The organism is Microbacterium sp. (assembly GCF_011620715.1).
Lineage (GTDB): Bacteria > Actinomycetota > Actinomycetes > Actinomycetales > Microbacteriaceae > Microbacterium.
The window spans coordinates 1-17,955 of sequence record NZ_WOYP01000101.1; the positions used below are offsets into that span (position 1 = coordinate 1).

Consider the following 17,955-nt stretch of genomic DNA (forward strand, 5'->3'; position numbering starts at 1 on the left):
GCGCGGCTCCGGCAGCGCGGCTCCGGCAGCGCGGCTCCGGCAGGGACGCCCGCGCCGATGACAGACACGTTCCGTCCGGGGCTGCGCCCCAGACCCCCGTCTTGGTGTGGCACGACTAGCCTCGAAGGATGGGATCACGGGACGAGGACGCACGAAGCCGCCTCACCCGGATGCCGAGCCAGGGTGCGATGATAGCCGTCCTGGCGACCGCGGGCCTGTGTTCGTCGTTCATGTTCACGCTCATGGTTCCGATCCAGTCGAAGCTGCCGACGCTGCTGAACGCGAGCCGCGAGGACACCGCCTGGGTCGTGACCGCGACGCTGCTGGCGGCGGCGGTGATCACGCCGATCTCGGGCCGGCTGGGCGACATGTACGGCAAGCGGCGGATCGTGCTGGCGCTGGTCGGCGTCATGGTGGTCGGCTCGGTCATCGCGGCGCTCTCGCCCGGCATCGTCGGCATCATCGTCGGGCGCACGCTGCAGGGCGCCATCGTCGGAGTGGTGCCGCTGGGCATCTCGATCATGCGCGACGTGCTGCACGAAGACCGCGTCGATTCGGCGATCGCGTTCATGAGCGCGACCCTCGGCGTGGGCGGCGCGCTCGGACTGCCGATCAGCGCGCTGGTCACCGAGCTCAGCGACTGGCACGTGCTGTTCTGGATTGCGGCCGGCCTGGGCGTCGGTGTGTTCTTGCTGGTGCTGTGGATCATCCCGGTGAGCGTGCTGCGCACCGCCGGTCGCTTCGACTTCATCGGCGCGGCGGGTCTCGCGGTCGGACTGATCGGCATTCTGCTGGCGATCGCGCGCGGCAACGAGTGGGGCTGGGGATCGCCGGCCGTGCTCGTGTGCGGCCTCGGCGGACTCTCGGTGCTGCTGCTGTGGGGCTGGTTCGAGCTGCGGATCGACGAGCCGCTGCTCGATCTGCGGGTCGCCGCCCGGCCCGCGGTGCTGCTGACCAACATCGCCTCGGTCGCCATGGGATTCGCGCTGTTCGCCTCGAACGTCGTGTACCCGCAGATGCTCGAGCTGCCGGTCGCGACCGGCGCCGGCTTCGGGCTGTCGCTGCTCGCAGCGAGCCTGGTCGTGATGCCCGCAGGCCTGGTGATGATGGTGCTCTCCCCGATCGCCGGCCGCATCGCCTCGCGCACCGGGCCGAAGCTGCTGCTGCTGCTCGGTGCCCTGTCACTTCTCGCCGCGTACGGCTTCACACTGCTCTTCTCATCGGAGGTGTGGCACATCCTGGTCGCGAACATCCTGGTCGGCGTGGGAATCGGATTCGGCTATGCATCGATGCCGATGCTCATCATGCGCTCGGTTCCGCGGAGCGAGACGGGCGCCTCCAACGGCCTGAACGCGCTGTTCCGCTCGCTCGGCACATCGACGGCCGCTGCGGTCGTCGGCGCGGTGCTCGCGTCGTACGCGGTGGACTTCGAGGGAGCGCCCGTGCCCACCACGCAGGGGTTCACGCTCTCGCTCATCCTCGGCGGGGCTGCCGCGCTCATCGCCCTCGTGGTGGCGCTGTTCATTCCAGCGAAGGGGGCGCCGCAAGAGCGGCATCCATCCCTGCCCGAGTGACCCCGGCCGGGCCGGTGCCGCTGCGGACGCTGCGCGCGTGATGGAAGTGGCCGCGTGCCAGAGGCTCAGTCGTAGAAGAACGGCTTCTTGTCGGCCTCGCACACGGTTCCCGGCTCGGGCACATTCAGATCGACGAGGTATGCGGTGCGCGCCGCTTCGATGCATGCGCTTCCGTCGTTGAACGACAGATGCCCATACCCGTCGTGCGTCAGCAGCACCGCGTTGCCGAGGAGCTTCTCGGAGCCGACGGCATTCTGATAGCCGGTGTTGGGGTCGTGGCGCGTTCCGATGAGCAGGATCGGAACTTCGGTCTCGGCATCCCACGGCCCGGTGTAGCGGTCATCGGTCGAGGCGGGCCAGTCTGCCGCGCACGGCCCCCACAGCCACCAGCCGTTGACCGCCCCCGAGATCCGGCTGGTGGCATCGAGTTCAGCGAGCACTTCCGACCAATCGTCGATGGACAGGCCCGGGAGACATCAGATGATTCGGGAATCCCGGAACGCTTCGGCGGGGGCGCGCGGCCGAACGATCAACACTGACAGAATGCGGGTCTGAGCGAGGATGAGCTCGCAGGTCATTCCTACGGCGGACTGATCTCCCGGCTCCTCGCGAGCGTTCACCCGAACGACGTAGCCGGGCTGGTGCTGGTCGATGCGCTGACATCCAGCTCGGCAACCCGCAGCTTGTCATCAACTCGATTCGTGACGGGATGCAGAGGCTGAGCAATCCCCGACAGTTCTCCGGGGTCGCGCCGCTGTGCCGCACACTGGATCCATGTGGAGCTTCCTCAAGGCGATCAAGAACCGCGAGCACCGCATTGCGCCGACGACAGCGGTTGCCGCCATCGCCGCCGTGATCTACACGTTCGCGCCGATTGATCTGATCCCCGAACTGCTGCTCGGCCCTCTGGGTTTCGTAGACGACATGGGCGTCTGGGCCATCCTCACCGCTCTCGTCGCGCGCGAACACCGCCGGTGGCAGGACGGCCTCGCGTCGCACTGACACGGCACTGCGTCAGTTCGGGCTGCAGGCCGGCGCGCCTCAGGGATGCATCGCCTCCGAGTCGGGTGCGCTGGTCGAAGAGCCCGCCCCCGGAGTGCGCAGGGACGCACTACCGCTCGCCCTGACCATCATCGACTCCCCCTGAACCCGCGGGCGCGGCGCTTTCCGGCGAGCGCGGTGCCGCCCGACGCAGCGCTCGCAGGTTTCTGCAGCGCTCGCGCGCAGCGCGATGCCTGGTCGCGGGGCGTCACCACCACGATCTGCCGCGCAGCATCTCGCCGAAGTCCTCGGGTTTGCCGCGCCCGGTGTGGCGGGAGCCGAGGTAGCTCTCCACGACCGCTCGCCCGAGGTCGTCGAGCTCCGGCGCGACCACATGGCCGCCGGCGCGACGTGCGAGCGCGTCGATGAAGCGTGCGAGGCCGGGGTCATCCCCCAGCCGGAAGAAGGTCGTCTGCGCGCCGAGACGCTGCACGGTGTCGAGCTCGCGAACGGTGACCGCGACGGTACGGGGGTCGGGAGGGTAGTCGAAGTGCACCCGGCCGTCGGGCTCGAGGTGCGAGGTGGGTTCGCCGTCGGTGACGATCAGCAGCACGGGCTGCGCGGTGGGATTGCGCCGGAAGTGCCGCTGAGCCAGCAGCAGGGCGTGGTGCAGGTTCGTGCCCTTGTCCCACGCGGCATCCAGCGCGGTCAGCTTCTCGATGTCCATCACCTCGGCGTGGCGGGCGAACGCGATCAGCTGCAGGGTGTCGCCGCGAAAGCGGCTCGTGATGAGGTGATGCAGAGCGAGGGCGGTGCGCTTCATCGGCACCCAGCGCCCGCCCATCGACATCGAGAACGAGGTGTCGACGAGCAGCGCGACGGCCGCCTGCGTGCGCTCTTCGGTCTCGACGACCTCGACGTCGCGGGTGTCGAGGCGCACTCCGGCCGACGCGTCGCCGCCGTCGGCGACCGTTCGCAGCACGGCATTCGACACGGTGCGCGGAATGTCCCACGCCTCGGTGTCGCCGAAAGCCCACTCCCGCGTGGAGCCGGTGCGGTCGCCGGCTGCGCCGGCGTGACGCGTCTCGCGACGGCCGGTGCGTCCGGACTGACGCGTGGAGATTTCGCGCAGCAGCGCACGACCGAGTTGCCGCATCGCGCGCGGAGTGAGCCGCAGCGCGCCGTCGGAGCTGCGCTGCAGCATGCCGGTGTCCTTCAGCTGCTGCTCGAGGTCGCGCAGGGCTCGGGCGCTGATCGCGGCATCGTCGCCGACGAGCCGCGCGAGCGCGTCCACGTCGATGTCGTCCATCCGAGCTCCGGGGTAGGACTGGCCCAGCTGATCGGACAGCGCGTCGAGATCGGAGAGCTCCTGCATGAGACCGGTCGCCTCGCCGAGACCGGTCGGCTCGTCGCCGGAGAAGGATGCCGACCCGCTCCAGTCCTGGCCGGGCCGAAGCGACCGCAGGTTGTCGTCGAGGCGTGACAGCGACTGCATGAGCTCCGGGGAGCCGAACGCCTGCGCGGCGAGGCCCATCAGCTCCTCGCGCTGCTCGGGAGTCATCGAGTTCAGCATCCGGCTTGCCGCGGCCGAGCGCTCGGCGAGGGTGTCGAGCAGTTCGTCGAGATTCTGCGGATCCTCGGGGAACTGCGCGCCGTGCTTTCGCATGAACTCGTCGAAGTCCTCGTCGGTGTCCTCGCCGAGTCGACGCTTCTCGAGCAGGTCGTTGAGGTCGCCGAGCATGTCGCGGATCGCCTGGCGGTCGGCATCCGTCGCCCCCTCGAGGGCGTTCTTCATGCCGGCGAATCGCTGGTCGAGCAGTTCTCGGCCGAGCAGTTCCCTGATGCGCTCGTAGTCGGACCGCGCCGAGGGGCTCTGCCACTCGTAGTCCGAAAGGTCGTTCACGGCGGCGGCGGTGCCGGGGGGCAGGTTCTCGAGCCGCATCTCGGCGAAGGACCGGGCATCGTCGTCCAGGTCGACGTCACGGACCAGGTGCTTGCGCTCTTCGAGCACCGCGCGGTCGAGGAGCTTGCGCACCTCCTCGAGCGTGCCGTCGAGCCGATGACGGCGCATGAGGTCGGCACGGCGTTCGCGCACTCGCCGCGCCAGATCGTCGAGGCCCAGCTGGTCGCGGGTGCCGCGGCGCAGGTACTCGCGCATCGCGCGCTCGGCCGAGGTGCCTGACATGACGTCCCGCCCGATCGCCTCGAGGGCCTCCTGCACCGGCACGGGCGGGGCGAGCGGATCCGGCCCGCCGGCATACCGCCCATACCGGTTGGTGTGGGCGGGAACGCGGTGGAATCCGCGGACCATCAGCGGATGCCGCCCGGTCTCGGCATCCGCGAATTCCGCAGCCGATCAGCCATACACGGTCTCCCCGTCGGCGCTGTCCTTGCTGATCCGGCGCTCCAGGTAGAGCACCTCCAGCAGCAGCTCCAGCGCGCCGGCGCGCTCGCCCGCCGTGTGCGCGTCGAGCCGGTCGGCCACCTGGTCGTACAGGTCGGACTCGCCCAGCACCGGCATCGCCGCGAGCACATCGGCGGCGGCGACCTGCTCGCCTGTCACGACGGTGGCGCCATCGTGCAGGGCGTTCACGAGTCCGGTCGCGTCGATGCCGCGCAGGTGCGCGCGCCCCGTCTCGGCGATCGCCGTGCGCAGCAGATGCTCGAGGATCGCGCGCTCGCGGCCCTCCTCGCCGGTCTCGAACTCGATCTTGCCGCCCAGCACGTCGACCGCGGTCTCGAGGTCGACCGGTCGCGCCACGCCGACCTCCTCGTGCTGGCGCGTCGCGCGGTGCAGGGCGGCCGCGGCGATGGTCTCCGCGCCGGCGATCGCGAACCGGGCCGATACGCCGGCGCGCTGATCGACGGCATCCGATTCGCGAAGGTTGCGCGTGAACCGTGCCAGCACCTCGAGCAGATGGGCGGGCACCTCGGCGACGAGGTCGGCCTCCTGGCGGATGACGGCGACCTCCTCCTCGACCGTCTGCGGGTAATGGGTGCGGATCTCGGCGCCGAACCGGTCCTGCAGCGGTGTGATGATGCGCCCGCGGTTCGTGTAGTCCTCGGGGTTGGCGGTCGCGACGACGAGCACGTCCAGGTCGAGACGCAGCAGGTAGCCGCGGATCTGGATGTCGCGCTCCTCCATCACGTTGAGGAGGGAGACCTGAATGCGCTCGGCGAGGTCGGGCAGCTCGTTGATGGCGACGATGCCGCGGTGACCGCGCGGGATGAGCCCGTAGTGGATCGTCTCGGGGTCACCGAGCGAGCGGCCCTCGGCGACTTTCATCGGGTCGACGTCGCCGATCAGGTCGGCAACGGAGGTGTCGGGAGTGGCGAGCTTCTCGACGTACCGCTCGGAGCGGTGGCGCCACACGACCGGCAGTTCGTCGCCCAGGTCGGACGCGCGACGCAGCGATGCCGGCGTGATCGGGTGGAACGGATGCTCGCCCAGTTCGGATCCGGCGATGACCGGCGACCACTCGTCGAGCAGACCGGCAAGGCTGCGCAGCAGCCGCGTCTTTCCCTGCCCGCGCTCGCCCAGCAGCACGATGTCGTGTCCGGCGAGCAGGGCGCGTTCCAGCTGCGGGATCACCGTCGTATCGAATCCGTGGATGCCGGGCCACGGGTCTCGGCCATCGGCGAGCGCCGACAGGAGGTGCTCTCGCAGCTCGGCGCGCAGCGGCCGGTAGGTGTGCCCCGACGCGCGCAGTTGACCGGTCGTGGTGATCGCGGATGGCGATGTTGTCATGACCAGAGGGTAGGTCGACTTCGGAGGCAGTGGGGCCGGATGCCGCGATTTGATCGGGTGAAAGATCCGTGTGTCAGCTCGCCGCCGTTCGGCGCGAGGTGACGTACCCCAGCCGACCGCGCGTGACGACGATGAGCACGAGCGCCGCGGCGGTGAAGCCGATGAGCACGGGCAGCAGCCCGAAATCGTCGAACATCGGCGCCGGAAACAAGGGCGCCGCCATCTTGTTGGCGAACGTGTTGAAGGACGCGTGCATCAGCATCATGAGCAGAAGGCTGCCCTTGGCGTGGTTGAAGACCCACGTCATGATGATCGTCAGCGTCGTGATCATGACGGTGAACATGATCATGTTCGGGATCGTCGGAGGAGTCCACACCCCGCTCCAGAACAGCGGGAAGTGCCACAGCGCCCACAGGACCCCGAGGATGACGCTGCCCCACAGCGGGCCGCTGCGCTCCTGAAGCCTCGGCAGCGCGAACCCGCGCCACCCGGGCTCCTCGCCGAGCGGGCCGCCGAGGAAGAACGTGAGCAGGAACGCCATCGGATATGCGATGAGCAATGGGCCGAGGATCGGCTGGAACGAGGACAGGGCACCGGGAATGACGATCGTGCCCAACACGATGATGAGCGGGATTCCCAGCAGCACGAAGAAATACCACTGGATTCCCACCCGCCACTGGACGTATCGGCGCAGCAGGCGGACCGTTCCCGCCTTACCCTCGGTCAACCCGGTCATGACGAACGCGCCGACCGTCGGTCCGAACGTCGCGGCCACCACCGCGAACGCGACCGCCGGCGTCGGAATCGTGAACGGCAGAATGCCCTGAGCCGACAGCGCGACCGGCACCTCGATGATCCACGAGAAGAGGAACGCGATCGCGAAGTAGGAGGCGAGGGGGTATCTCCTCAGGAGGCCACGGGGTGCGGTGCGGGAGGAATCACCCGGATTGCCGACGGCGGTCATACTGCAGTCCTTCCTGCACCACGGAGTGCATCAGCGGCGAGCCCCGCGTTGGGAATGCCGCGCCCCAGTGTTCCACCCGGGACTCGCTCCCCGCCACAGGCTCGAGGACCCCGACCGCGCCCAGTCCTGACAGGCTCTACCCATGACTGTGCACAACGAAGCTCTGCGCGACCACGCCTGCTTGATCGTCCACGGCCCCGACCGGCCCGGGATCGTGGCCGCGGTGACCGCGCTGATCACCCGCAACAAGGGCAATATCGTCCAGCTCGACCAGTACTCCGACGACGCGGACGGCGGAAGCTTCTTCCAGCGCGTCGTGTTCCACCGGTCCGACCTGCCCGCCGCGATGCCCGAAATCGAGGCCGATCTCAGGCACACTGTGACGCCCCTCGACCTGGAGTGGACGCTCACGGACCAGTCGGTGCCGAAGCGGATGGCGATCCTCGCCTCCACCTCCGATCACTGCCTGCTCGAGCTGCTCTGGCGACACCGTCGCGGCGAGCTGCCCGTCAGCATTCCGATGGTGATCTCGAACCACACCAACACCGCCGAGGACGTCCGCTCTTTCGGCATCCCGTTCTTCCACGTCCCCTCGCAGGGGCAGGACAAGTCCGAGGCCGAAGCGAAGATCCTCGAACTGCTGAAGGGCAACGTCGACTTCATCGTGCTGGCCCGCTACATGCAGATCATCTCGGAGGACTTCCTCGACCAGGTCGGCGTGCCGGTGATCAACATCCATCATTCGTTCCTGCCCGCCTTCATCGGCGCGGCCCCGTACCGCAAGGCGAAGGAGCGCGGTGTGAAGCTCATCGGCGCGACCAGCCACTACGTGACCAAAGACCTCGACGAGGGACCGATCATCGAGCAGGACGTCACCCGCGTGAACCACGCGATGGATGCCGCCGACCTGCAATCCCGCGGCGCCTACGTCGAACGCGCCGTGCTTTCCCGCGCCGTGCAGTGGCACGCCGAGGACCGCGTCATCCGGCACGGCAACCAGACCATCGTCTTCACGGATCGACCCTAGAAAGACGGACGCCTCGACCGGATGCTCCCGCTGTCGGGCTCGTCGATCCCTTGGGCGATGCCCCGCGGGCTCAGAACACGTACTCCATGAGGTCGATGCCCAGCGTGCGGAAGGCTTCGTGCGCGCGCAGTCGATGTGCGATCGAGAGGTCGTCGAAGCAGACGATGAGCGCGTACGACACTCCGGCCCGGGGACCGGCGAGCACGCCCGCTTCTGCCCGGATGCCGGCATCCCGACCCGTCTTGTTGATGAACAGCACCCCGTGCTCATCATTCTCGTGGGCGAACGGATCGAGTCCGGTCGCCGAGGCGACGAGGGACAGATCGTGGTTCAGGCTCAGCCACTCGGCAACCTGAGCGCTGACCCCCGCGGACACGGCCTGCGAGTTCACCAGCGCGGCGAAAACCTCGGCGAGCTCCCGCGCCGAGCCGAGGGCGAACTGCGGCGCGTCGTCGGGCCCGCGCTCGTCGCGGAACCGATCCAGCAGCGCCGAGTGCGACATCCCCAGCTGGTCGATGCGGGCGCGCACGGCCGGAAGGCCCACGCGCTCGATCAGTGCGTTGGCGGCGAGTGCATCGCCGGTCGCGGCGGTCAGCACCGCGAGGTCGGCCAGCGGCAGCGCGGGCACCTTCAGGTGGTGCCAGAACCCCGCGACCGTGACCGGGTCGAGCGTGGACTTGTCGATGATCTCGAGCGGATCCAGCGCGCCCGACTCGAAGGCGGCGGCGACCTCGATCAGCAGCGGAACGACCCCGAGCCCGGCGATGGGCAGGGTGACGAAGTCGTCGCCCGCGAACACCGTGCTGCCGCGGTCGAGGTCGGTGATGCGCACCGAGACCCGCGCGCCGGCGGCGGCCAGCCCGTCGAGCGCCTTCAGCGTCGAGGTGAACGATCTGCGTCCGATGGCGGCACGCCGGGGCAGTCGTGCGGTGCTTCGTCGCGACCCCCGCAACGACTCAGGGTCCCGCTCGGGTGGTTCCTGAGTGGGGCGCTCGGCGCCCGCATCGAAGGGCTCAGGGGCAATGCCCACGAGGTGGGTCCTTTCAGGCTGGGGATGTCACCAGATGGTGACGCGCTTGTCGGGGTCGAGCCAGAGCTCATCCGACTCCGTCACATCGAACGCGTCGTAGAACGCGTCGATGTTGCGGACGATCTGATTGCAGCGGAATTCGTTCGGCGAGTGCGGGTCGATGGTCAGCAGGCGGATGGTTTCGGCATCCCGCCCCTTCTGCTGCCAGATCTGCGCCCATGACAGCAGCAGGCGCTGCAGGCCCGTGTATCCGTCGATGACCGGTGCCTCCTCGCCGCGCAGGGACAGCTCGTACGCCTTGATCGCGATGCCGAGCCCGCCGAGGTCGCCGATGTTCTCGCCGATGGTGAGGGCGCCGTTGACCTTGTTCTCTTCGGGCAGTCCGCGCGGCACGAGCGCGTTGTACTGCTCGATCAGAACGCTCGTGCGGGCCTCGAACGCCGTGCGGTCGGCATCCGTCCACCAGTCGCGCAGCGATCCGTCGCCGTCGAAGCGACTGCCCTGGTCGTCGAACCCGTGGCCGATCTCGTGGCCGATCACCGCGCCGATGCCGCCGTAGTTGGCCGCCGCGTCGCGGTCGGCATCGAAGAAGGGATGCTGCAGGATCGCGGCCGGGAACACGATCTCGTTCATGAGCGGGTTGTAGTACGCGTTCACGGTCTGCGGCGTCATGTACCACTCGTCGCGGTCGACCTCGCCGCCGATGCGGCCGATCTGGCGGTCGTGCTCGTGGATGTGCGCGCGGCGCACGTTGCCGACCAGGTCGGCCGCGTCGATCTCGAGCGCGGAGTAGTCGCGCCACTTCACCGGGTAGCCGATCTTGGGGGTGAACGCGTCGAGCTTGGCGAGTGCGCGATCGCGCGTCTCGGGCGTCATCCACTCCAGGTCGGTGATGCTCTGGCGGTACGCCTCGATCAGGTTGGCGACCAGCTCGTCCATCGCCGTCTTGGATTCCGGCGGAAAGTGGCGCTCGACGTACACGCGGCCGATCGCCTCGCCCAGCGCTGCTTCGGCCAGGCCTACGCCGCGCTTCCACCGCTCGCGGTTGACCGGAACCCCGGTGAGCTGGGTGCCGTAGAACGCGAAGTTCTCATCGACGAACGGGTCGGACAAGAACGCCGCCGCGCCGTGGACGATGCGGAACCGCACCCACGCCTTCCAGTCCTCGAGCCGCTCTTCGTTCAGCAGCGAGCCGAGTCCTTCGATGAAGCTCGGCTGGTACACATTCGCCTCGGCGAAGGCCCCTTCGCGGCCGGGGGCGGTGCCCTCCAGCCACGGACGCAGGTCGACACCGGCGAGCGCGGTGACTTCGTCCCAGGTCTTCAGGTTGTAGGTCGCGACCGCGTCGCGGCTGCGCACGTTGTCCCAGTGGTGCGTGGCGACCTCGGTCTCGAGCGCGAAGATGCGATCGGCGGATGCCGCGGCCTCGGGGAGCCCCGCGAGCTCGAGGATCTTCTCGATGTGACCCCGGTAGGCGGTGCGCACGGCGTCGAAATTGTCGAGCCGGTAGTAGCTCTCGTCGGGCAGCGACAGACCGCCCTGCACGAGGAACGGCACGTACCGCATCGGGTTGCCCGGGTCGGGCTCGACGTACAGGCCGATCAGGCCCCCGATGCCGTCGCGCTCGAGTTCGCCGAGCGTGCGCAGCAGCTCGGGGATGGAGGAGATCGCATCGACGCGGCCGAGCTGCTCGGCAAGTGGCGCGGCGCCGAGCTCGCTGATGCGCTCGGTGTCCATGAAGCTCGTGTACAGGTCGCCGATCTTGCGCGATTCGGTGCCGGGTTCGGCATCCCGCGTCTCTTCGACGATCGCGCGCACGTCCTTCTCGGCCTGCTCGGCGATGACGTGGAACGAGCCCCAGCGGGCCTTGTCGTCGGGGATCTCGGTGCGATCGAGCCAGGCGCCGTTGACGTGGCGGAAGAGGTCGTCCTGCGGGCGGATCTCAGCACTGAGCTCGTCGAGCGCGAGACCGGATCGGGAATCGGTCATTGGTACAGGATATGCGGCGGCGTGATGTGCGCCAGACCTCGCCGGGGATGGGATTCACGCCGTCCGGCCGCTTCTATGCTCGAACGGTGACGGGCCGCCGCGACACCTTGAACCGCGACATCCTGCGGCTGGCCGTGCCGGCCCTCGGGTCGCTCGTCGCGGAGCCGCTGTTCCTGATCGTCGACTCCGCACTCGTCGGTCACCTCGGCGTCACGCCGCTCGCGGGCCTGGGCATCGCGTCGGCCGTGCTGCAGACGATCGTCGGGCTGATGGTCTTCCTCGCGTACGCGACCACCCCGGCCGTCGCGCGGCGGTTCGGCGCGGGAGATCCGACGCGCGCGGTGTCGGTCGGCATCGACGGCATGTGGCTCGCGCTCGGCATCGGCGCGATTCTGGCGCTCGCGGGCTACCTCGCAACGCCGCTCCTGGTCGGCCTGTTCGGCGCGTCGCCCGAGGTCACGGCGGATGCCGAGACCTACCTCGGCATCTCGATGTGGGGTCTGCCCGCGATGCTGATCGTGTTCGCCGCGACCGGGCTGCTGCGCGGCATGCAGGACACGGTCATCCCGCTGTGGATCGCAGGTCTCGGCTTCGGAGCGAACGCACTCCTGAACTGGCTCTTCATCTACGGCTTCGGCTGGGGCATCGGCGGCTCGGCGTTCGGCACGGTCGTGGCGCAGTGGGGCATGGTCGCCGCCTACGTCGTGGTGATCGGCCGGCTCGCCCGGCGGCACGACGCCTCGGTGCGCCCGCATCGCGCGGGCGTGCGCGGGTCGGCGCGGTCGGGCGGCTGGCTGTTCCTGCGCACCCTGTCGCTGCGCGCGGCGCTGCTGGCCACGGTGTTCGCGGCGACCACGCTCGGCACCGAGGAGCTCGCCGGGTGGCAGGTCGCGTTCACGATCTTCTCGACCGCGGCCTTCGCGCTGGACGCTCTCGCGATCGCCGCGCAAGCGCTGATCGGCAAGGGCCTCGGCGCCGGCGACACGGGCGAGGTGCAACGCACGCTCGAGCGCACGGTGACGTGGGGTGCATGGTTCGGCGTGATCGTCGGCGCGATGATCGGCGCGCTCTCGGGCGTGATCGGGCTCCTCTTCACCGGGGATGCCGCGCTCGCCGCCCTGATTCAGCCCGCGCTCATCGTGCTGGCCGTCGCGCAGCCGGTGTGCGGGGTGGTGTTCGTCCTCGACGGAGTGCTCATCGGGGCGGGAGACGCGAAGTACCTCGCGATCGCCGGCGTGGTGAACCTGGTGCCGTTCGTTCCGGCACTCGTCGTGCCGGCGATGCTCGGCGCGGGGGGTGCGGCCGGACTCGCGTGGCTGTCGGTCGCGTTCTTCGGCGTCTACATGCTCGCCCGGCTGGCGACGCTGGGCTGGCGCGTGCGCGGTGCCGCCTGGATGAGCGCCGGCGCGTGACCGGCGGCACCCGGCGTCTCACCCCCCTTGGGTGATTCGGCGCGACCACGCGGTCTATACACTCGGTCGGGTGGACGCGGTGCGTCCAGGGGAGGAATGCATCGTGGCACGCGAATTCTCAGGCAAGATCGCACTCGATGTCCGCGACTCGGTTCCGGACTGGGAGCCGTTCCTGGCGCCGAAGGCGCCGGCTGAGGCACCCAACGTCGTCTTCATCGTCTGGGACGACGTGGGCTACGGCACGATGGACAGCTTCGGCGGTCCGGTGCGCACACCTACGATGACGCGCATCGCCGACCAGGGCGTGAAGTACGCCAACTTCCACACCACCGCGCTGTGCTCGCCGACGCGCGCCTCGCTGCTGACCGGTCGCAACGCGACCTCGAACGGCATGGCCACGATCGCGGAGTTCTCCTCGGGCTTCCCCGGGATCTCCACGCGCATCCCGTTCGAGAACGGCTTCATCTCCGAGGTGCTCGTTGAGAACGGCTACAACACCTACTGCGTGGGCAAGTGGCACCTCACCCCGGGTGAGGAGACCGGGATGGCGGCGTGGAAGAAGCGCTGGCCCCTGGGGCGCGGCTTCGAGCGCTTCTACGGGTTTCTGGGCGGCGAGTCCAGCGGCTGGTACCCCGACCTCATCCACGACAACCACCCCGTGGACCCGCCGGCGACGCCGGACGAGGGGTACCACATCGCCAAGGACCTGTCGGATCGGGCGATCGAGTTCATCCAGGACGCGAAGTCCATCGAGCCCGACAAGCCGTTCTTCCTGTATTTCTCGCTGGATGCCGCGCACGCGCCCCATCATGTGTTCAAGGAGTGGGCCGACAAGTACAAGGGAACGTTCGACGAGGGCTACGAGGCCATTCGGGCCGGCATCCTCGCACGTCAGAAGGAACTCGGACTGCTGCCGGAGGACACCGAGCTCTCGGGCATCAACCCGCACGGCGAGCCTGGTGTGACCGGCCCGGACGGCCAGCCCTGGCCGATGCTCGACACCGTGCGCCCCTGGGCAACGCTCAGCGACGACGAGAAGAAGCTCTTCGCCCGCATGGCCGAGGTGTTCGCCGGGTACGTGGAGTACACCGACGACCAGGTGGGCCGGGTGATCGACTTCCTCGACAGATCTGGGCAGCTGGAGAACACGATCATCGTGGTGGTCTCCGACAACGGCGCGAGCGGCGAGGGGGGCCCGAACGGGACGTTCAACGAGTGGCGCTTCTTCAACAACGCGCCCACGCCGACCGAGTTGAGCTTCGAGCACATCGACGAGCTCGGATCGCCCGCCACGTACAACCACTACAACACCGGGTGGGCATGGGCCTTCGACACCCCGTTCCCCTACTGGAAGCGGTGGGCCGGCTACGAGGGCGGGATCGCCGACATGTGCATGGTCTCGTGGCCAGCCAAGATCGCACCGTCGGCCAGCCCGCGTACCCAGTATGTGCACGCCGTCGACGTCGTGCCGACGATCTACGACCTGCTCGGCATCACGCCGCCCGACGCCATCAACGGCTTCACCCAGAGCCCGATCGAGGGTGAGAGCTTCGCGGCATCCCTCACCGACCTCGGCGCGCCCGCCAAGCGCACGCAGTTCTACGCGATGCTCGGTCAGCGCGCGCTGTACGAGGACGGCTGGCTCGCCGCGACAGTGCACCCGCCGCTCAGCGGCTGGGGGAAGTTCGAACAGGACGTCTGGGAGCTCTACCACGTCGAGCTCGACCGGTCCCAGACCACGAACCTCGCCGATGCCGAGCCCGCGCGGCTGAAGGCCATGATCGCGCGCTGGTTCGAGCTGGCCGAACAGTACAACGGCCTGCCGCTCGACGACCGCACCGCTCTCGAGCAGACCCTCGCCGAGCGGCCGAGCGGCGCACCCAAGCGCGACCGGTACGTCTACTACCCGAACTGCGCATCGGTGCCGGAGCAGTCCGCGGTGTCGATCCCAGGTCGCTCGTACACGATCGCGGCGGGCGTGGAGGCCGGGCCGGACGCCGAGGGGGTGCTCTTCGCGCACGGCGGTGTCGCCGGCGGGCACAGCCTGTACGTGCAGGATCACCGGCCGACCTACGCCTTCAACTGGCTGGGCACCTCGCTTCAGGTCATCACCGCCGATCGAGACCTCGCCCCCGGCGCGCACGTGATCACGGCGGAGTTCGCCGCGACCGGTCGCAACGCCGACCCGGAGATGCCCGGAGCACACGGCACGCTCTCGCTGTACATCGACGGCGACGTGGTCGGCTCGAGCGAGATCGTCACACAGCCCGGTCTGTTCTGCGCCGTCGGCGACGGACTGTGCGTCGGGCGCGACGACGCCTCCCCCGTGACGCCCGCCTACACCGCGCCGTACCGGTTCACCGGCGGCACGATCGACAAGGTCGTGGTGGATGTGTCGGGTGACCGCTACGTCGACCACGAGTCCGAAGTGCGCGGGTGGTTCCTGCTGGACTGACGGCGGCGCGCTACACCCAGCGGCGGCACCACTCGTACATCACGATGGCGGCCGCCGCTGAGGCGTTGATCGACCGGGTCGAGCCGTACTGCGTGATCGCAACGGCGCCGGATGCCGCCGCCAGCGCCTCCGGCGAGAGCCCCGGTCCTTCCTGCCCGAACAGCAGCACGCACCGCTCGGGGAGGTCGGCGCTGTCGATGGGCGCCGCGCCCGGGAGGTTGTCGACGGCGATCACGGGGATGCCGGCATCCGTCGCCCACGCGGCGAAAGACGCGACATCTTCATGGTGGCGGACGTGCTGGTAGCGGTCGGTGACCATGGCGCCGCGCTTGTTCCACCGGCGCTTGCCGATGATGTGCACCTCCGCCGCGAGGAACGCGTTCGCGCTGCGCACGATCGAGCCGATGTTCATGTCGTGCTGCCAGTTCTCGATCGCGACATGGAACGGATGCCGCTTCGCGTCGAGATCGGCCACGATCGCGTCCATGCGCCAGTAGCGGTACTCGTCGATCACGTTGCGTGCGTCGCCGTGCGCGAGCAGTTCCGGATCGAGGCGGGCATCTCGCGGCCAGGCGTCGGGCCCGCCGGGCCAGGGGCCGACCCCATGCGACAGTTCAGGCTCGCGGTGCGCTTCGGGCTCCGCGATCTCGTCGGTCACTCGGCTCAGGCTACCCGCGCTCGGCCCCTGGATCTCCTGCCTGATGCACGCGGCGGATATTTCGGTCTACCGAAAACAGCGCTATGGTTTCCGTGTGGCGAAGACCGATCTGGATGCCGAGTCGACGAGCCGCGCGCCGCGCACCACCGCCCGGCTCGCCTGGCTGATCGGCCCCGCCCTCGTCGCGGGCGTGGCGTACCTCGACCCCGGCAACGTCGCAAGCAACATGACCGCGGGCGCGCGCTATGGCTACCTGCTGGTGTGGGTCGTCGTGCTCGGCAACGTGATGGCGTGGCTCATCCAATACCTGTCGGCGAAACTCGGGATCGTCACAGGCAAGAGCCTCCCCGAGACGCTCGGCGAGCGGATCACGCACCGCTGGTCGCGGCGCGCGTACTGGGTCCAGGCCGAACTCGTCGCGATGGCGACCGACATCGCCGAGGTCATCGGCGGCGCCGTCGCGCTCAACCTGCTGTTCGGCGTCCCGCTGCTGTGGGGCGGCGTCATCACCGGGACGGTCTCGATCGTGCTGCTGATTGTGCAGTCACGGCGCGGCCCGCGCACGTTCGAATTCATCGTGATCGGTCTGGTCGCGATCATCGCGATCGGATTCACCTTCGGAGTCTTCATCGCCCCGCCCGACGCGGGCTCGGTCGTCGAGGGCATGGTCCCCCGCTTCGAGGACACCGGATCGGTGCTGCTTGCGGCATCGATCCTCGGCGCCACGATCATGCCGCACGCGATCTATGCGCACAGCGCCCTCGCCCGCGACCGCTTCGCCCCGATCGCCGCGGGGCGGCCCGAAATGTTCCAGACCCTCACCGAAACCGCGCCCGAGTCCACTGCCGCGCGCAACACCCGCGCGAACGGCGAGCTCGAGCAGCAGCGTGGCATCTCGACCGTGCGCCTGCTGCGGGCCACCAAGTGGGACGTCAGCATCGCGATGCTGATCGCCGGCACCGTGAACCTCTGCATCCTGCTGCTGGCCGCGGCCAACCTCGCCGGCGTCGAGGGCACCGACACGCTCGAGGGCGCGTACGAGGCACTCAGCGCGGGCATCGGGCCGATGGTCGCGACCCTGTTCGCGGTCGGCCTGCTCGCCAGCGGACTGGCCTCGACGAGCGTCGGCGCGTACGCGGGCGCCGAGATCATGCACGGCCTGCTCCACATCCGCATCCCGCTGATCGCGCGCCGGCTGATCACGCTGATCCCGGCGCTGATCATCCTGGGCATCGGGGTCGACCCCACTCTCGCGCTCGTCCTCAGCCAGGTCGTGCTCTCGTTCGGCATCCCGTTCGCCCTGATCCCGCTCGTCGTGCTCACCGCGCAGCGGCGCACGCTGGGCGAGTTCCGCAACCGCGTGCTGACCACCGCGGCGGGGGTGGTGGCATCCGTCTTCCTCATCGCGCTCAACGGCGTGCTGCTCTGGCTGGTCCTCACCGGCTCGTAGCCCCGAACAGCCCGGCCGGTAGCCTGAACGCGTGCCTTCCTCCGCCGTCGTCGACGACTACCTGAAGACGATCTACCACCACACCGAGTGGCAGAGCGATCGCATCACACCATCGCAGCTGGCCGCAGAACTCGGTCTCGCGCCCTCGAGCGTCACCGAGATGGTGCAGAAGCTCGCCGCGCAGGGCCTTGTCACTCACCGGCCCTACGGCCCGATCGCGCTGACGCCGGCCGGTGAGCTCCGTGCGGCATCCATCATCCGCCGCCACCGCCTGATCGAGACGTGGCTGGTGCGCGAGTTCGGCTACGCCTGGGATGAGGTGCACGACGAGGCCGAGGTGCTCGAGCACGCGCTCAGCGACCGGCTGCTCGAGGGCATCAGCGAGCGCCTGGGGCGCCCGCGCTTCGACCCGCACGGCGACGCGATTCCGGATGCCGCCGGACGAGTCCACCGCGAGCCCTTCGTGCTGCTCGCCGACGCCGCAACCGGCCACACCGGGCGGGTGCTGCGGGTGAGCGACCGGGACTCCGAGCTGCTGCGCGCCGTCGAGGCGGCCGGCGTCGCGGTCGGCGCGGAAGTGACGGTGACGGATGCTGTGGCCCTGCGCATCGGCGGCGCCGAGGTGCCGCTGCCGGCCGCCGCGGCCCAGGCCGTCTGGCTCAGCGCC

Annotated in this window: 15 protein-coding genes; 8 read left to right on the top strand and 7 right to left on the bottom strand. The window is 69.2% G+C overall.

Annotated elements, in window-relative coordinates; translation table 11 throughout:
- Positions 1–170: 170 nt before the first annotated feature.
- Entirely contained in the window at positions 171–1,574 is a 1,404-nt protein-coding gene (locus QZV84_RS10000) for an MFS transporter (protein ID WP_292829061.1), read from the top strand.
- 65 nt (positions 1,575–1,639) lie between these two features.
- Here QZV84_RS10000 and QZV84_RS10005 read toward each other — a convergent pair whose 3' ends face one another.
- Complete coding sequence (locus tag QZV84_RS10005; RefSeq protein WP_292829015.1) at positions 1,640–2,014, bottom strand: alpha/beta hydrolase; 375 nt, start codon at positions 2,012–2,014, stop codon at positions 1,640–1,642.
- A 111-nt stretch (positions 2,015–2,125) separates the two neighbouring features.
- On the opposite strand from QZV84_RS10005, the gene QZV84_RS11485 reads away from it, so the two are divergent.
- Both QZV84_RS11485 and QZV84_RS10010 read left to right on the top strand, forming a co-directional pair.
- The gene (locus tag QZV84_RS11485) at positions 2,126–2,296 is read left to right on the top strand and encodes an alpha/beta fold hydrolase (RefSeq protein WP_363331905.1); all 171 of its coding nucleotides are present in this window, start codon (positions 2,126–2,128) and stop codon (positions 2,294–2,296) included.
- A gap of 52 nt (positions 2,297–2,348) precedes the next feature.
- Positions 2,349–2,576, top strand: coding sequence for a YkvA family protein (locus QZV84_RS10010; RefSeq protein ID WP_292829017.1), 228 nt, complete (start codon positions 2,349–2,351; stop codon positions 2,574–2,576).
- A gap of 247 nt (positions 2,577–2,823) precedes the next feature.
- Here the strand turns inward: QZV84_RS10010 and QZV84_RS10015 are convergent, their stop codons facing one another.
- The 3 genes from QZV84_RS10015 to QZV84_RS10025 form a co-directional block, all read right to left on the bottom strand.
- Positions 2,824–4,866 carry a VWA domain-containing protein gene (locus QZV84_RS10015; protein WP_292829019.1) on the bottom strand — a complete coding sequence of 681 codons (2,043 nt, stop codon included), beginning with the start codon at positions 4,864–4,866 and terminating at the stop codon, positions 2,824–2,826.
- Between the two features lie 45 nt (positions 4,867–4,911).
- On the bottom strand, positions 4,912–6,303 hold the full coding sequence (locus tag QZV84_RS10020) for a sigma 54-interacting transcriptional regulator (protein WP_292829021.1): 1,392 nt from the start codon (positions 6,301–6,303) through the stop codon (positions 4,912–4,914).
- A gap of 73 nt (positions 6,304–6,376) precedes the next feature.
- Positions 6,377–7,267 (bottom strand): CPBP family intramembrane glutamic endopeptidase, encoded by an 891-nt coding sequence (locus tag QZV84_RS10025; protein ID WP_292829023.1) that lies wholly within the window; start codon positions 7,265–7,267, stop codon positions 6,377–6,379.
- Between the two features lie 142 nt (positions 7,268–7,409).
- Between QZV84_RS10025 and purU the strand changes: the two genes are divergently transcribed.
- Positions 7,410–8,294: a formyltetrahydrofolate deformylase gene (gene purU, locus QZV84_RS10030; protein ID WP_292829025.1), complete on the top strand. Its 885-nt coding sequence runs from the start codon at positions 7,410–7,412 to the stop codon at positions 8,292–8,294.
- Positions 8,295–8,364: 70 nt separating this feature from the next.
- Here purU and QZV84_RS10035 read toward each other — a convergent pair whose 3' ends face one another.
- Positions 8,365–9,246: a serine hydrolase gene (locus QZV84_RS10035; RefSeq protein ID WP_292829063.1), complete on the bottom strand. Its 882-nt coding sequence runs from the start codon at positions 9,244–9,246 to the stop codon at positions 8,365–8,367.
- Positions 9,247–9,351: 105 nt separating this feature from the next.
- Positions 9,352–11,313 carry a M13-type metalloendopeptidase gene (locus QZV84_RS10040; protein ID WP_292829027.1) on the bottom strand — a complete coding sequence of 654 codons (1,962 nt, stop codon included), beginning with the start codon at positions 11,311–11,313 and terminating at the stop codon, positions 9,352–9,354.
- Between the two features lie 47 nt (positions 11,314–11,360).
- Here QZV84_RS10040 and QZV84_RS10045 point away from each other — a divergent pair, with 47 nt between their 5' ends.
- Positions 11,361–12,725, top strand: coding sequence for an MATE family efflux transporter (locus tag QZV84_RS10045; protein ID WP_292829029.1), 1,365 nt, complete (start codon positions 11,361–11,363; stop codon positions 12,723–12,725).
- A gap of 103 nt (positions 12,726–12,828) precedes the next feature.
- On the top strand, positions 12,829–15,180 hold the full coding sequence (locus QZV84_RS10050) for an arylsulfatase (RefSeq protein WP_292829031.1): 2,352 nt from the start codon (positions 12,829–12,831) through the stop codon (positions 15,178–15,180).
- Positions 15,181–15,190: 10 nt separating this feature from the next.
- Here the strand turns inward: QZV84_RS10050 and QZV84_RS10055 are convergent, their stop codons facing one another.
- The gene (locus QZV84_RS10055) at positions 15,191–15,838 is read right to left on the bottom strand and encodes a TrmH family RNA methyltransferase (protein ID WP_292829033.1); all 648 of its coding nucleotides are present in this window, start codon (positions 15,836–15,838) and stop codon (positions 15,191–15,193) included.
- Between the two features lie 109 nt (positions 15,839–15,947).
- On the opposite strand from QZV84_RS10055, the gene QZV84_RS10060 reads away from it, so the two are divergent.
- Positions 15,948–17,288 carry an Nramp family divalent metal transporter gene (locus QZV84_RS10060; RefSeq protein WP_292829065.1) on the top strand — a complete coding sequence of 447 codons (1,341 nt, stop codon included), beginning with the start codon at positions 15,948–15,950 and terminating at the stop codon, positions 17,286–17,288.
- Between the two features lie 31 nt (positions 17,289–17,319).
- A partial coding sequence (locus QZV84_RS10065; protein ID WP_292829035.1) for a metal-dependent transcriptional regulator occupies positions 17,320–17,955 on the top strand: 636 nt, incomplete at its 3' end.